Origin of the sequence: Kluyvera genomosp. 3 (assembly GCF_011765685.1) — a bacterium.
In the GTDB taxonomy this organism is placed as follows: Bacteria; Pseudomonadota; Gammaproteobacteria; order Enterobacterales; family Enterobacteriaceae; genus Kluyvera; species Kluyvera georgiana_A.
Window position 1 is genome coordinate 2,778,530 of the sequence record NZ_CP050321.1, and the last position, 13,935, is coordinate 2,792,464.

General features: G+C 51.2%; 17 protein-coding genes. 5 read left to right on the top strand and 12 right to left on the bottom strand.

Going from position 1 to position 13,935, the window contains the following annotated elements; genetic code table 11:
• Window positions 1–12: 12 nt before the first annotated feature.
• The 8 genes from sufS to GY169_RS13080 all read right to left on the bottom strand — a co-directional run bounded on the left by sufS (window position 13) and on the right by GY169_RS13080 (window position 7,299).
• Window positions 13–1,233 carry a cysteine desulfurase SufS gene (gene sufS / locus GY169_RS13045; protein WP_167576005.1) on the bottom strand — a complete coding sequence of 407 codons (1,221 nt, stop codon included), beginning with the start codon at window positions 1,231–1,233 and terminating at the stop codon, window positions 13–15.
• Window positions 1,230–2,504, bottom strand: a complete 1,275-nt coding sequence (gene sufD, locus GY169_RS13050) for a Fe-S cluster assembly protein SufD (RefSeq protein WP_167576006.1) — start codon at window positions 2,502–2,504, stop codon at window positions 1,230–1,232. Before sufD ends, sufS begins: the two co-directional genes overlap by 4 nt.
• A complete protein-coding gene (gene sufC / locus GY169_RS13055) occupies window positions 2,479–3,225 on the bottom strand; it encodes a Fe-S cluster assembly ATPase SufC (protein WP_167576007.1) in 747 nt (248 codons plus the stop codon). The genes sufD and sufC overlap by 26 nt, the downstream gene beginning before the upstream one ends.
• 17 nt (window positions 3,226–3,242) lie before the next feature.
• A complete protein-coding gene (gene sufB, locus GY169_RS13060; RefSeq protein WP_167577302.1) occupies window positions 3,243–4,730 on the bottom strand; it encodes a Fe-S cluster assembly protein SufB in 1,488 nt (495 codons plus the stop codon).
• Window positions 4,731–4,740: 10 nt separating this feature from the next.
• Entirely contained in the window at window positions 4,741–5,109 is a 369-nt protein-coding gene (gene sufA / locus GY169_RS13065) for a Fe-S cluster assembly scaffold SufA (RefSeq protein WP_064545857.1), read from the bottom strand.
• 410 nt (window positions 5,110–5,519) lie between these two features.
• A complete protein-coding gene (locus GY169_RS13070; protein ID WP_167576008.1) occupies window positions 5,520–5,951 on the bottom strand; it encodes a hypothetical protein in 432 nt (143 codons plus the stop codon).
• Between the two features lie 8 nt (window positions 5,952–5,959).
• Window positions 5,960–6,328, bottom strand: a complete 369-nt coding sequence (locus GY169_RS13075; protein ID WP_167576009.1) for a hypothetical protein — start codon at window positions 6,326–6,328, stop codon at window positions 5,960–5,962.
• Between the two features lie 449 nt (window positions 6,329–6,777).
• Window positions 6,778–7,299 (bottom strand): hypothetical protein, encoded by a 522-nt coding sequence (locus GY169_RS13080; RefSeq protein WP_167576010.1) that lies wholly within the window; start codon window positions 7,297–7,299, stop codon window positions 6,778–6,780.
• A gap of 210 nt (window positions 7,300–7,509) precedes the next feature.
• Between GY169_RS13080 and GY169_RS13085 the strand changes: the two genes are divergently transcribed.
• Window positions 7,510–7,845: a nuclear transport factor 2 family protein gene (locus GY169_RS13085; protein ID WP_163447398.1), complete on the top strand. Its 336-nt coding sequence runs from the start codon at window positions 7,510–7,512 to the stop codon at window positions 7,843–7,845.
• 120 nt (window positions 7,846–7,965) lie between these two features.
• Entirely contained in the window at window positions 7,966–8,193 is a 228-nt protein-coding gene (locus GY169_RS13090) for a DUF1272 domain-containing protein (RefSeq protein ID WP_167576011.1), read from the top strand.
• Between the two features lie 75 nt (window positions 8,194–8,268).
• Here the strand turns inward: GY169_RS13090 and GY169_RS13095 are convergent, their stop codons facing one another.
• On the bottom strand, window positions 8,269–8,853 hold the full coding sequence (locus GY169_RS13095; RefSeq protein ID WP_167576012.1) for a class I SAM-dependent methyltransferase: 585 nt from the start codon (window positions 8,851–8,853) through the stop codon (window positions 8,269–8,271).
• A gap of 77 nt (window positions 8,854–8,930) precedes the next feature.
• Here GY169_RS13095 and GY169_RS13100 point away from each other — a divergent pair, with 77 nt between their 5' ends.
• A complete protein-coding gene (locus tag GY169_RS13100; protein WP_167576013.1) occupies window positions 8,931–9,374 on the top strand; it encodes a MarR family winged helix-turn-helix transcriptional regulator in 444 nt (147 codons plus the stop codon).
• A 237-nt stretch (window positions 9,375–9,611) separates the two neighbouring features.
• Here the strand turns inward: GY169_RS13100 and amyA are convergent, their stop codons facing one another.
• Window positions 9,612–11,099 carry an alpha-amylase gene (gene amyA, locus GY169_RS13105; protein WP_167576014.1) on the bottom strand — a complete coding sequence of 496 codons (1,488 nt, stop codon included), beginning with the start codon at window positions 11,097–11,099 and terminating at the stop codon, window positions 9,612–9,614.
• 340 nt (window positions 11,100–11,439) lie between these two features.
• Between amyA and ydfZ the strand changes: the two genes are divergently transcribed.
• Entirely contained in the window at window positions 11,440–11,643 is a 204-nt protein-coding gene (gene ydfZ / locus GY169_RS13110; RefSeq protein WP_163447393.1) for a putative selenium delivery protein YdfZ, read from the top strand.
• A gap of 227 nt (window positions 11,644–11,870) precedes the next feature.
• Entirely contained in the window at window positions 11,871–12,134 is a 264-nt protein-coding gene (locus GY169_RS13115) for a hypothetical protein (protein WP_223802496.1), read from the top strand.
• A gap of 33 nt (window positions 12,135–12,167) precedes the next feature.
• Here GY169_RS13115 and umuC read toward each other — a convergent pair whose 3' ends face one another.
• Together umuC and umuD are read right to left on the bottom strand one after the other, a co-directional pair.
• Window positions 12,168–13,421, bottom strand: a complete 1,254-nt coding sequence (umuC, locus tag GY169_RS13120) for a translesion error-prone DNA polymerase V subunit UmuC (protein WP_163447391.1) — start codon at window positions 13,419–13,421, stop codon at window positions 12,168–12,170.
• On the bottom strand, window positions 13,405–13,839 hold the full coding sequence (gene umuD, locus GY169_RS13125) for a translesion error-prone DNA polymerase V autoproteolytic subunit (protein ID WP_163447390.1): 435 nt from the start codon (window positions 13,837–13,839) through the stop codon (window positions 13,405–13,407). Before umuD ends, umuC begins: the two co-directional genes overlap by 17 nt.
• Window positions 13,840–13,935: the final 96 nt, after the last annotated feature.

Sequence of the window (13,935 nt, forward strand, 5' to 3'; positions counted from 1 at the left end):
GATGACTCCCTGTTATCCTAATAAACGGCGAATGCGTTGCAGGCCCGCCACCAGGCGGTCGACCTCCTCAACGGTGTTATACATCGCCAGCGACGCCCGGCACATCGCGGGCACCTGATAAAATTCCATCAACGGCATCGCACAGTGATGACCCGTCCGTACGGCGATACCGTAATTATCAAGGAAGCTACCCACGTCATAGGCATGATGCCTGCCGAGATTAAATGCAATCACCCCCAGCCGCTCCGCAGGGCCATAGAGATGCAGGTCCGGCACGTCCGCCAGCGCATCCAGCGCGTAGCGCATCAGCGTCTGTTCATATTCGCCGATTTGTGTCAGCCCCAGTGCCGTGACGTAATCCAGCGCCGCGCCCAGGCCGATAATGCCGCCTGTATTCGGCGTACCGGCTTCAAATCGCCACGGCGCTTTTGCCCAGGTGGTGCCTTCACTGAGGCTAACAGTCGCGATCATCGAACCGCCCCCCTCCCACGGCGGCATCGCCTGCAGGATATCGGCCTTGACGTACAGCGCGCCAATCCCCGTCGGGCCGTAGAGCTTATGGCCCGAAAAAGCGTAGAAGTCGCAGTCCAGCGCCTGGACGTCAACCGGGTGATGCATCACCGCCTGGGCACCATCGACCAGGACCTTCGCGCCATGACTGTGTGCCAGCGTAATCAACTCCGCCAACGGGTTCTCGGTGCCCAGAACATTGGATACCTGCGTGACCGCCAGCAAGCGCGTGCGGGCATCAAACAGCTCTACCGCAGCCGCCATTTGTAACGTTCCGTCCGCATTGAGTGGGATCACCCGTAGCTGCGCGCCCGTGCGCGCGCAGAGCATCTGCCAGGGCACGATATTCGCGTGGTGCTCCATCGTGGTAATCACAATGTTGTCACCCGCCTGAACGTTGCTGCTCCCCCAACTGTTGGCAACCAGGTTAATCGCCTCGGTGGTGCCGCGCACAAAAACGATCTCCTCCGCGCTCGCGGCGTGAAGAAAATGCGCCACCTTCTGGCGCACCTCTTCCATGCGCTGCGTGGCTTCGGCGCTTAACGTGTGAATGCCACGGTGCACCGCAGCATAGCCGTTGCGATAAAACGCCGCCTCGGCATGGATAACCTGCTCGGGTTTCTGCGCGCTGGCGGCGGAATCGAGGTAGGCCAACGGCTGACCGTTGACTTCACGCGAGAGCACCGGAAAATCTGCGCGAACCTGTTGTACGGAAAAGGTCATTGTTTACCTCCTGCCAGACGTAGCCCAATGCGCGCCAACACATGCTGTTTCAGCGTATCAAGGGCAATGGCATCGGTCAGCCCGGCGGCAAACGCGTAGAGGATGATGTTTCTCGCCTCCTCCAGCGCAATCCCGCGCGAGCGTAGATAAAAGAGCTGCTCGTCATCGATGCGCCCGACGGTGGCGCCGTGACTGCATTTTACGTCATCGGCGTAAATCTCCAGCTGCGGCTTGGTGTCGACCTCCGCCAGACGCCCCAGCAGCAGATTATTGTTGGTCATCTGACCGTCGGTTTTAATGGCGTGCGGCGCCACGGTAATCACGCCGTTAAACACCGCGCGTCCCTTATCGTTAACGATAGTTTTATGTAGCTGGCGGCTATTACAGTAGCCCTGGTTATGTTCAAGCCAGGTACGACTGTCGCAGACTTCCGAATTGACCGGCATCGCCAGACTGTTCAACCGTAACGTGCTGTTTTCACCATTCAATTGCGCACTACTGTGGTGGCGCGTCACCGCCGCGCCCAGCAGAAAACTGTGGCTGAAAACGGCGGAATCGCGTCCTAGCCGCAGATCGTTATGGGAAAAATGGTAGCTCTGGTCGTTTTCAAACCCCAGCTTCAGATGCTGTAACCGGGCGTTGTCGGCGATATCCATGGTAAGCCTTGCGCCGGTAAAATGACGCACCGTGTTCAGGCTGACGTACTGTTCAATCACCGTCGCCTGTGCCCCTTCCGCCAGCTTGAGATGGTGACGATAGTGCGCCGTATTCATCTCGTCCGTTTCCAGACCGCGCGTAATGTGTAGCAACAGCAGCGGCTTGTCGGGGCGCTGATTGCGATGCACTTGAATATGCGTGACGCTGGTAGACAGGGTTTCGGTGAGATGCAGGAAGGCTTCAGGATGCACCGCCTCCGGCAGCGACTGACGTTGATTATTCACCGTGACGTCGAATCCGCTGTTGCTGACGTCGTCGCTAAGACGGGGATCGAACTGACCGTCCACAAACACCAGCCGATACGCATCCAGCGCCACCGCGTGGCTGTCGCGCTGCTCATCCGTCAATGCGGGCAGCGCCGGGGCGACGAAAGTGCTGGCCAGCAGTTTATCCAGCGCGGTGTACTTCCAGTCTTCGTCTTTACGCGTCGGTAAGCCAAGCTGATGCAGTTGCTTGAGATGCTCTAACGCCTGAGGTGATGCCTGACCACCGCGCGCCTGAACCAGCGCATGCCACTGTTGCAATGCGCTATTGTTGCTCGCTAAGCCAGCCATAGCCCTGCTCCTCCAGTTGTTTCACGAGCCGGAAATCACCGGATTTTACGATACGCCCCTGGTACAGCACGTGGACGACATCAGGTTTGATGTAGTCCAGAATGCGCTGGTAATGGGTGACGATAATAAAGGCGCGCTTGCCGTCGCGCAGCGCGTTAACCCCTTCGGCGACGATTTTCAGCGCGTCGATATCCAACCCGGAATCCGTTTCATCCAGAATACACAGCTCTGGCTCCAGCACTGCCATTTGCAGGATGTCATTGCGCTTTTTCTCACCGCCGGAGAAACCCACGTTGACCGAGCGGGTCAGCAAATCCGCTGGCATCTTCAGTAAGTTGATCTTCTCTTCCATCAGATCCTGAAAGTCAAAGCGATCCAGCGGCTCCTGGCCACGATGAGCACGTACTGCGTTGAGTGCGGTTTGCAGGAAGAACTGGTTGCTCACGCCGGGGATCTCAACCGGATACTGGAAGGCCATAAAAATGCCTTCGCCAGCGCGTTCTTCTGGCGAGAGAGCCAGCAGATCGTGCCCCTTAAAGGTCACAGATCCTCCCGTTACGCTGTAGTCTTCTCGGCCCGCCAGCGTCGCGGAGAGCGTACTTTTCCCGGAGCCATTCGGCCCCATAATGGCGTGCACCTCGCCCGGGCGAACGTTCAGGCTCACGCCACGTAGGAGCTCTTTTTCATCAACGGAGACCTGTAATTTATTGATATTCAACATATCGCTTCCCTTAATCCTTAACCGACGCTGTGTTCAAGGCTGATAGCCAGCAGTTTTTGCGCTTCCACGGCGAACTCCAGCGGCAGTTCCGAGAAAACATCCTTACAAAATCCATTGACGATCATTGAGATGGCATCATCTTCGCTAATCCCGCGCTGCAAACAGTAAAACAGCTGATCTTCGCCAATACGTGACGTGGTGGCCTCGTGCTCCAGCTGCGCGCTGTTATTACGGCACTCCACATAAGGGAAAGTATGCGCGCCACAGTCAGGGCCAATCAGCATCGAATCGCACTGGGTGTAGTTACGGGCGTTGGTCGCCGTCGGCATGATTTTGACCAGACCGCGATAGCTGTTCTGGCTGTGCCCGGCGGAGATCCCCTTCGAAATAATGGTCGATTTGGTATTTTTGCCAATGTGAATCATCTTGGTGCCGGTATCGGCCTGCTGATGGCCGCTGGTCAGCGCCACCGAGAAGAACTCGCCGACCGAATTATCGCCGCGCAGAATGCAGCTGGGGTATTTCCAGGTGATCGCCGAGCCCGTTTCCGACTGTGTCCAGGACATCTTGCTGTTTTCGCCTTCGCACAGCGCGCGCTTGGTCACGAAGTTCAGGATCCCGCCGCTATTGTTATCGCCGGGGAACCAGTTCTGCACGGTGGAATATTTCACTTCCGCGTCTTTATGAATGATCACCTCTACCACCGCCGCGTGCAGCTGATAGCTGTCGCGTACCGGGGCCGAGCAGCCTTCAATGTAGCTGACATAGCTGCCTTCATCGGCAATCAGAATGGTGCGTTCAAACTGGCCGGTTTTCTCCGCGTTGATGCGGAAATAGGTCGACAGTTCCATCGGGCAGCGCACGCCTTTGGGGATATAAATAAAGGTGCCATCCGACGCCACCGCGGCGTTCAGCGCGGCGAAGAAGTTGTCATTTTCCGGCACCACCGTGCCGAGATAACGTTTGACCAGTTCGGGATGTTCGTGAATCGCTTCACCGAACGAGCAAAAGATAATGCCCTGCTCCGAGAGCTTTTCCCGGTAGGTCGTCGCGACCGAGACAGAATCAAAAATCGCGTCAACCGCGACCTCTTTCCCCTCACGCACCGGCACGCCCAGTTGGTTAAACGCGGCCTCCACCTCATCGGTTAAAAAGCTGCTGGTCCCGGTCTGCTGCTGCGCGCCGGGTTCAGAGGCGCAGCTATCGTCGCAGTTGCCGCAGGACGGCGCAGAGTAATAGCTGTAATCCTGGTAATTCAGCGAATCGTATTTCGCTTTTAGCCAGTGCGGTTCTTCCATCAAAAGCCAGGCGCGGTAAGCCTTCAGGCGAAATTCCAGCATCCATTCCGGTTCGTTGCGCCTGGCAGAAATCGCCCGCACCACCTCTTCGTTGATGCCTTTCGCCAACTCATCGGTTTGCAGTTGGGTGAAGAACCCTTCTTTATAGTTCAGCGGGCCACCGGCCCAGGTCTGGACATCGTCAGTTGCGTCAGTATTACGCGTCATCATGTACCGCCTATACTCCGAAGCTTTCGCCGCAGCCACATTCGTTCTGCGCCTTCGGATTATGATATTTGAACAGCTGATTCAAACCTTCGCGCACGTAATCCACTTCCGTGCCGTCAATAAACGGCATTGCGCGTAAAGGCACCCACAGCTTCGCGCCGTCGGATTCAAACAACAGATCGTCTTTATCCGGCTCGCTTACCGCGTCCAGCACGTAGCCAAAGCCCGCGCAGCCGGTCTGCTTCACCCCTAAACGCACGCCCTGAATCGTTGGCTGCTGTTTGACCAGCTCACGAATATGCGCCGCAGCCGACGGCGTCAGCGTAATGCCGCGCCAGGTCACATCGTTGGGATCGAAGGTTCCTGAATGTAAATCCATAGGTCTACCTCATCAGTGGAGCCACAAAGGGTTAACGCTATGTTAGTGATAATGATTATCACTTCAACCCGCACCGCGTGGGGATATTCCACACGGCCCCCTTTCCTCAGGCCTTTTTATAAGCATAGACCCTGTCGTCACGCGTGAGTGGGATAGCGAATTTTTTATAATGAATTGAAAAATAATGTATTTATGATGGATGCCGGGCAAAAAATGAAGGAGTGCTAAAGATGCATAGCCAATACCTATTTATTTAATCGGTTTTGGCGTGTTCTGTGAGTCAAGGGGTTAGAGGATTATCAATGAGTTATGGGGTTGTTCTCGAACTAAAATCACGGCCAGACTTTCAGTTCTGGCACACCACATTGCACAGGTCTGGTATGCCACTATGCAGAATTCACTCAGTCAACTTAGTACGTGCAACCATTACCAGAGTAATTGGCATTAATTATTTTACTATTTACTGACTCAAAAATAATCGTACATGTGTAAGTTACTGTCCCAGCTGTCCTGCCCCCAGTACTTGTTGTGTAGGCCGTATTACCCTGCACAACGGTGGTATAGTCAGGAGCTTTGCCTGGCCGATTTACATTGTAATTGGCTTGGTAAGAGAGAAATCTGTGACCATCAACATCATATGTTTTTTCAGGTGGGCCTAATTGCTGAACTAACTGCAAATCGCTCCAACCTATTGTACTTTTAAGCTCCGCATCTAGTTCAGCTTTCGTTGGACGTTTTCCTAATACAGACTCTGTGTATCCAGTCATAAAACTGTTCACTGCGCCCCCACATCCTGAAAGGATGGCGCTTACGAAAAATACGAATGTTAGATTCTTAATCATCTCATCACTTACTTTGTTCGGGTACATATGACAGCTGTTGAGCCGAGCACTTTATCATCCCACGGCCCCTTAGAACCCGTTTGATCTAGCTCCGTTGCCAAAAGTGAATAATAACCACCGCCCATAAATCTCAAATCTATAGTGGTTGTCAGCGAGGGATTCCCATGGTGCCCCTGCGCCTGGAGACGATCGGCGCTAAGCGCTGAAATTTCCGCATCAAAATCACCATTAATCACAACATGTTTGTTATCAACAACATGAACTGTCACTCCCGTTTGACATTCAAAATTCATAGGATGTTGTACATCAAAAGGAGCGTAATCGGCCATGACCATCATCGGAGATATCATAACAAGCCCAGCTAAAATGATTTTCATTTTTATAGAACCATCAGAAAGGAGACATAGATTAGCATGGCTCTTTTTGTTAATAATTGCTCTATATCATCTGTTAGGCGTCATTATCTACTTGCAAAACTCAGCAGATTCGCCGGCGCTCGCGCCTTAGCAACGGTGTTGGCACTTTCAAAAAAACACCCGGCGTAGCAAATACAGGAACAGAACGTAGACCCTTGTCGTAATGGCCATACTTCGAATTGACCACAGACTCCGCTTCATATTGAAGCACTGTAACCTTGCTCCAGCCGAGGTTGCTTATGTTGACTATCTCTATCTCCTCACGTTGATGCGAGAGCGGTATGCACGAAATTCAGCCTTTCGGGCAGATTTAACAACAACAGATCGAGGATTTTCCGAAGCCTGAAAATGAAAAAAGCTGCCTCAGGCAGCTTCAGGGGATAAAAATAAGAAACGTTAAATAAGAAAGTTTAACCTTTATCGCTTAAAATACAGTTCCCCTTTTCGATCGGCGTTCTAACATCAGAACCTACTGTATCGTTAGTAATGCTGTAAGTTAATTTTTTAGCTTTCTTATTGAAAGTCATTGTCACCGCAGGCCCCGCTATCATCTTTGCAGCGTTCATATTGCCAAACACATAGATGTCTTCAAGCTGACCCTCATCGTTTGGAACAGAGCCGTTGAAATAGAGCTCAATACCGTAATGGTCACCCAGTCGGTCTTTCCAACTGGCATAGCGGTGCCATCCATCTTCTTTTTCTACATCCTGCCAGGTGACTATGGTGCTTTTTTTAGAATGCTCAGGGGCACATTTGAAAACGAATATCGTCGGTTGATTAGCGGCTTGTGCGGTGTTCATCAATAATAATGCAGCAAACCCAAATATAATTTTTTTCATGACATGACCTAAAGCAAAAAGGATATTGTACACATCCAGGCTGCAATGATCATTTACAGATATAAAAAAGTCCCACCGTAGCGGATTTTCCATTCACTCGTGGGTAAATCTGGGTCAGATTACAGGGGTTTTATCATTGAGATTCCGGCAGATAAAGCTCTGCTTCTATACCCCCCCCTACTGCGCCAGACATAAACAGCGTTCACAACACATCACAGAATAAAATCCATCTTGTGCCCTCGCCCTTCATATGATTTTATATGCAATGATAAGGCATAATAAATCAATAATGGGAGCACCTGTATGTCCGTAGAATCGATCGCCCAAGCCCAGTTTGACGCATATAACGCTCATGACATTGAAGGGTTTATTTCTTGCTTTTCAGAGGAGTTTAAAGGTTACCGGATGCCTGCAGAATCGCCTTCAACAACAGGCAAAGCGTCTTTACGTGAGTTTTACCTGAATAATCGTTTTAACAATCCCGAACTAAGAGCAGAGCTTATTTCCCGAACAGTATTAGGTAATAAAGTGTTCGATCATGAGTTGATATACGGTTTGTCATCTACGCCCCTGGAGAGTGTGGCGGTTTTTGAAGTTAAAAATGAACTGATTACAACGGCATGGTTCTATTTTCCGTAACGAGAAAGTGCCCAGCTATTCTCAGTAATCATCAGATCGAAACGCATGCGACTAACCAATTGTTCCATCTTTTGATTTTGGAACCTTCTGGTCATGCTCATTTAACAACAGGAGAACACCATGCTCGAACTCCGCCCTAATTGCGAATGCTGCGATCAGGATCTGCCGCCGGAATCGCCAGAGGCGTACATTTGTTCGTTCGAATGCACCTTTTGCATTGATTGCGTTACTCAGCGGCTTGATGGTCATTGCCCCAACTGTGGTGGCGAGCTGGTGCGACGCCCAATACGTCCAGCGGCAGCCCTCTTACGACATCCCGCATCCAGCCTACGCCGCTATAAACAATAGACAGGCATATGTTCTTTTTCGTTAATTCATGGCTGCGCGCCTGACACATACAGCGCGTCAACCATGTATTCTCGTTTATGACTTATCCTTTTTTTTCAAAAGCCTGTACCAATGAGAATCAGCCTCCCGACGATAATGACGCGCTGCGCTCACCAGCTCAAAATATTGGCCAAATACTTTCTCGATGACCTGCGGGGAGAGCGGCATTCTTCGTGGCGAAATATCCATTGCCCATATCAGATGCATGCCACCTGGTTTTAGTAAGCGGTTCACTTCACGGGCGTATTTCATCTGCCCGGGCTCATCAAGGCAATGAAAACAACCAATATCATAAGAAACATCGAATGGCCCTGATATATCTTTCAGATTGGTCACATCTCCGGTGTGGAAACGGGGAGATTCATACCCTTCCCTGACACGATTACGAGCCTTTTCGATGGCTACCGCCGAAAAGTCAACGGCCGTTATTTTTATTCCTTCTTTCGAAAAATAGTCTGCAAACAACCCCAGACCACATCCTAATTCCAGCGCATTCAGCGGAGAATTTTGTCTGATAAAGTTTTTTAGTTCTGTCGGTACATTTGAATCTGTCCACATCATGTGTCCAACATCGGAACGATATGCTTCATCAAAGTCGGTATTTTTTTCTGGCGCACTCATCTGCTATCCCTACTTTTGGTCAGTGGTATTCATGATTATCTTGTATATAGCATGCTATGTATATTATATAGCATGCTATGAAAGCGAAAAGCAACCTTCAATGGGCACCAGAAACCCAGATAACGTTCTGGATAAACCAGGCTTCACGCCTGCTTACACGCACGTTTGAACATCATCTCAGGCCGTATAACTTTGGTATGGCTTATCTCCCTGTCGCTATCGCGTTGGAAGAAAACGGAGAGATGCAGCAGAAACAACTCGCTGAATATGCAGGGGTAGAACAACCTACAATGGCGGCATTGCTGGTACGAATGGAGCGTGATGGATTGATTACCCGTAGACCTAATCCTGTCGACAAAAGGTCAAGCTACATCTCGCTCACACGACAAGCACAGCTAGCGCTGCCCAAAATAAAAGAAAAACTTTATGAAGTGGTCGAGCAGGCTTCCAGTGGCATGACTGAAGAGGAATGCGGCTTACTCCAGTCATCTTTACAACGAATGATAAAGAACCTTGAATAGCATGAATAAGCACGGCCATGAATACAGCAAGCGCATCTGATTAGCCCCTACTTTCACGAGTAGCGACTCATAGGAAGATTATGCTCGAGCTGCCGAGCATAATCTCCCCACCAGACCTGAGTTTTCCTGCACCAGCAAGAAGTTCCATCCCCTCAATCTTCCTGCGACATGGTTTCCACCTGGCGCAGAAAATAAACCAGCTAGCGACAATGCCTCATTCACCCCGCTAACCGCGTATCAGAGTACCTCTTCTATCACCCATACGCTGACGCTGCCGCCGTTACAGGTAAAGGTCGCACTGCCTTCTGCGTCGGTCTCCACCACTTCCTCACGGTTATTCAGAAAATCCTTCCAGCGTTTATGGGCATAATTTTCCCCCAGCGACAGCGTTTTTTCGCCCTCATCGCCGTTGGAGAGCACCACCACGCAGCCGGGCATTTCATCGGTGCCGCTGCGGCTAAATGCGATGCAGTTAGGGTGATCGAACCACAGCGTTTGAACGCCATGCGCAAACCGCTGACGCGCGAGGATCAGCTCATGCAGCTGTTCAATAACCGGCATATCGATAGTGTAAGTTTCGCCATCACCGCCGGTGTCCTCATAGTGCGCGCCAAACAGATCCGGATAAAAAACCGAAGGCACACCGTTTTCACGTAACAGGATGAGCGCATAGGCAAGCGGTTTAAACCACGCCTCCACCGGGGCCTCCAGCGCCTGAAGCGGCTGGGTGTCATGGTTGGCGACCAGCGTCACCGCATGGAACGGATCGGCCTCAACCAGCGTCGCGGTGAAAATCTGGCTCATGTCATAGTCGCGACCCATGCGGGAAGCCTCGTGGAAGTTCATCTGCAACGGGGCGTCAAACAGCATCGTTTTTCCCTCAACCTGAGCGATATACTGCTGCAATTTATCCACATCGTGAGACCAGTATTCCGCCACAATGAACAAAGGTTCAGACGCCACTTCCTGTATATGCTCAATCCATTGCTTATAGAACCAGGCGGGAATATGTTTAACCGCATCAAGACGAAAGCCGTCGCAATGCGTTTGTTCGAGCATCCAGCGCGCCCAGTATTTGAGCTCTTCGGTAACGGCCTGATTACGGAAATCAACGTTCTCGCCCATCAGATAATCAAAGTTGCCCATTTCGTCATCGACCTGGTCATTCCAGCCTTCACCGGTATAGTCGTTAACGATTTTGAAAATGCCGTCCTCGTCAGGATTCTCGATATGGTCGATGCCGCTAAAGCATTTGAAATCCCAGATAAACTGCGAGTACTTTCCTTCGCGCGCGGGGAATGAATAGCGGGTCCATGCCTCGCACTCGATGATCTCTTCATCAATTTGGGTTCGATCGTCGGCGTTAACACGCTGTACGCGAATATGCTCCTTCTCATCCGCCCCCATCTTATGGTTCAACACCACGTCCATCAGCACCGCAATATTATGCTGTTGCAGTGCATCAATCGCCTGGAGTAACTGGGCTTTATCCCCATATTTTGTGGCAACCGAACCTTTCTGCTCAAACTCCCCCAGGTCAAAAAGATCATAGCTGTCATAGCCAACGGAATAACCACCGGAGGCCCCTTTGCTGGCGGGCGGCAACCAGATCATATTAATGCCAATCTCATGCAAGTTCGGGGCAAGGGCCGCGACCTCTGGCCACAATTCACCGCCAGCGGGGTAATACCAGTGAAAGCATTGTAATAAGGTGGGGTTGCGCATACCTGTTCTCCGTTGAAGGCGACACAAAAACTATAAGAGGGAAATCCACAGGTTGCGAGAATCTGGCCATATGGTCTCCTTACCAGACATGACGTTCTCACTACGCATGATGCACGCATATTTGACATATCCCATGACGTGCAAGAACCCGCGCAAGGCTTAATTCAGGCTCTATTCACAATGAGAACTGTCAATAAACTAACAACGAGATAGTCGTTTTATCCATAAACATCATGAAAAAAAACGCTACTTTGACGAAGCGCAAAACATCACGTTTTCGATCGCGCTATTAATTCACACCGCCAATCTATACCGTCTTGACATGTGAAAGGAGGAGACGATGAAAACCTACGATCGTAACCGTAACGCTATCACGCTCGGCACCCGTGTGATGATTGCCAATAAAGGCGCAACCGGCGTGATTACCGCTATCCATGGTGAAGGTAAAACCGCTGAGCAGCTGCGTCGTGAGAGCTGTGTAGAGATTGACGGCTGTGACGGGACGTTCTGCCCGGTTGATTTGATCCGCCTGGGTCTTAACTGATACGGCAACCGTTTGAGGCCACCCCGGTGGCCTTATTTGTTTTAAGCCACCCGAGTGAAAAACAAAAAACTTATATTGATCAATCACAAAACCCGCGCAGCCAAATCAGGCAATAATCACGCTTTGTTGTAATAAAAGTATTTAATCCAATGAATTTCCTGAAGTTATTTTTCATCCTCGTTATTATTCCCTGTCAAAGCTATGCGCTCAATTTCTCATCGACAATATTGAAATTAAACTGCCCGGAACGCGGGCTGGTAGAAGTCATTCTGCACGTCTATGAACATACCCAGCAGTCCTGGAAAGGCCATTTTGAAACCGGTGCAGGCCATAAGCGCGTGGGTGACATTGAGATAATCCCCTTCGCCAACGGCGATACGCTGCTGCACCGTATCTCAACCGATGCATTCGGTTATGTTTATTACGGTGAAGAACGGGTAAGACATTGTCTCAAGCTGGATGAACGCCCGGTCTACCCTACCTTCGGCTGAGTGCCCACCAACGCTGCCTGAGCGCAGCGTTGGTCATCGGGCAACCGGCAGATCCGCGTAGCGTGTCGTATAACTGGGGGACAGCATTTCTCGCTTCATCCTCCATGTCTGTTCTATTCCTTTTCCGGCAAAACCGATACTGCCCAGACCGGAGTGATTAATACTGTCAATGACCTGCATCAGCGCCTGGCTATTGGCTCGCGGAGGCAAAGCGTCAAACAGGTTGAGCTGCGCAACGCCCTGGCTGAAAAAATCACTCAGCATTATCCCGGCTTTCATATAGCGAAAGCCGTCGCGCCAGATACTCTGCAGCGAACTGACGGCAAGGCGGATAATATCCCGGGTATCACAGGTTGGAACAATGAACCTGCCGCTAGCCTGCGGGGCATAAAATGTCTCATTCTCCGCATGCGGGCTGGTGCGCATAAACAGGCTGACCACACAGCAGTACTGCCTTTCCGCACGCAGTTTTTCTGCCGCGCGTTCGGCATAGGCGCAAACGACCTGGTGCATCTCGTCATATGTCGTGATGCGATGGCTAAACGAGCGGCTAAAGATGATCTGCTGTTTGGTGGGGGCAAACTCCTCTAACGCCAGGCAGGACTCCCCGCGCAGTTCGCGTACCGTGCGTTCCAGCACCACGTTAAAATGCTGGCGAATAACCCAGGTTGAACTATCCGCAAGCTGTAACGCGCTCTCTATTCCCATCTGCTCCAGCTTCTTACGGGTACGTCTTCCAACGCCCCAGACTTCATGCGCTGGAATTAAGGAGAGCAATTTACGCTGGCGCTCCGTTGCACAGAGATCGACGACACCGTTGGTTTTTCGCCAGGTTTTGGCCGCCAGATTCGCCAGCTTCGCCAGCGTTTTGGTTGGCCCAATACCCACCCCAACCGTCAGCCCGGTATTTCTTCGTACCGCATCACGTATCTGATGACCCAACACCTCAAACGAGCCCTCATCGGGCAATTCAATAAAGGCTTCATCAATCGAATAGATCTCCACACGGGGAGCAAGATCCATCAATGTCTGCATCACCCGATGGCTGAGATCGGCATACAGTGCGTAGTTAGAACTAAAAACGGTTACCCGCTGGCGAGACAATTCATTTTTAATTTTAAAATACGGTGCCCCCATGCTAATGCCGAGCGCTTTAGCCTCCGCGGAACGAGAGATAATGCAGCCATCGTTATTGGATACCACCACCACCGGTTTACCCACCAAATCGGGGCGAAATACCGTCTCACAGGAGGCATAGAAATTGTTAACATCAACCAATGCGAACATATTTATGCGCTTTTAAACTGAACGTCACCACGCCGAAGATTTGCAACTCTTCCTCGGCATGAAAAGCAATCGGTTTGTACTGCGGGTTATGCGGCACCAGCAGGAGCGAGGGCCGGGTTCGCAACTCTTTAACCGTAAACTCCCCCGCTACTGCCGCAACGACGATATCGCCGTGATCGGCTTTTAACGAGCGATCAACAACCAACAGATCGCCATCACCGATACCCGCGCCAATCATCGAGTCACCGCTAACACGCACAAAATAGGTGGCGCTGGGGTGCTTGACCACCAGCCGATTCAAGTCCAGGCTCTCTTCGACATAGTCCTGAGCCGGGCTGGGAAAACCGCAGGGAATCCGCTCCAGGAACAATGGCAGTTCGAGGGACTGTTCTGCTTTATATAGATAAGTGGCGAACATCTTTATACACCATAAATACTGTTTATATATACAGTATTATGCAACAGGCGTAGAGATCAAGCGGCTTGTCGTCCCTCGCGGTCAACCCGTTGAAGA

Bases quoted from the DNA above. Each gene is read 5' to 3' on its own strand.
- sufS (WP_167576005.1), bottom strand. From the start codon at position 1,233: ATGACCTTTTCCGTACAACAGGTTCGCGCAGATTTTCCGGTGCTCTCG.
- sufD (WP_167576006.1), bottom strand. From the start codon at position 2,504: ATGGCTGGCTTAGCGAGCAACAATAGCGCATTGCAACAGTGGCATGCG.
- sufC (WP_167576007.1), bottom strand. From the start codon at position 3,225: ATGTTGAATATCAATAAATTACAGGTCTCCGTTGATGAAAAAGAGCTC.
- sufB (WP_167577302.1), bottom strand. From the start codon at position 4,730: ATGACGCGTAATACTGACGCAACTGACGATGTCCAGACCTGGGCCGGT.
- sufA (WP_064545857.1), bottom strand. From the start codon at position 5,109: ATGGATTTACATTCAGGAACCTTCGATCCCAACGATGTGACCTGGCGC.
- GY169_RS13070 (WP_167576008.1), bottom strand. From the start codon at position 5,951: ATGATTAAGAATCTAACATTCGTATTTTTCGTAAGCGCCATCCTTTCA.
- GY169_RS13075 (WP_167576009.1), bottom strand. From the start codon at position 6,328: ATGAAAATCATTTTAGCTGGGCTTGTTATGATATCTCCGATGATGGTC.
- GY169_RS13080 (WP_167576010.1), bottom strand. From the start codon at position 7,299: ATGGAAAATCCGCTACGGTGGGACTTTTTTATATCTGTAAATGATCAT.
- GY169_RS13085 (WP_163447398.1), top strand. From the start codon at position 7,510: ATGTCCGTAGAATCGATCGCCCAAGCCCAGTTTGACGCATATAACGCT.
- GY169_RS13090 (WP_167576011.1), top strand. From the start codon at position 7,966: ATGCTCGAACTCCGCCCTAATTGCGAATGCTGCGATCAGGATCTGCCG.
- GY169_RS13095 (WP_167576012.1), bottom strand. From the start codon at position 8,853: ATGAGTGCGCCAGAAAAAAATACCGACTTTGATGAAGCATATCGTTCC.
- GY169_RS13100 (WP_167576013.1), top strand. From the start codon at position 8,931: ATGAAAGCGAAAAGCAACCTTCAATGGGCACCAGAAACCCAGATAACG.
- amyA (WP_167576014.1), bottom strand. From the start codon at position 11,099: ATGCGCAACCCCACCTTATTACAATGCTTTCACTGGTATTACCCCGCT.
- ydfZ (WP_163447393.1), top strand. From the start codon at position 11,440: ATGAAAACCTACGATCGTAACCGTAACGCTATCACGCTCGGCACCCGT.
- umuC (WP_163447391.1), bottom strand. From the start codon at position 13,421: ATGTTCGCATTGGTTGATGTTAACAATTTCTATGCCTCCTGTGAGACG.
- umuD (WP_163447390.1), bottom strand. From the start codon at position 13,839: ATGTTCGCCACTTATCTATATAAAGCAGAACAGTCCCTCGAACTGCCA.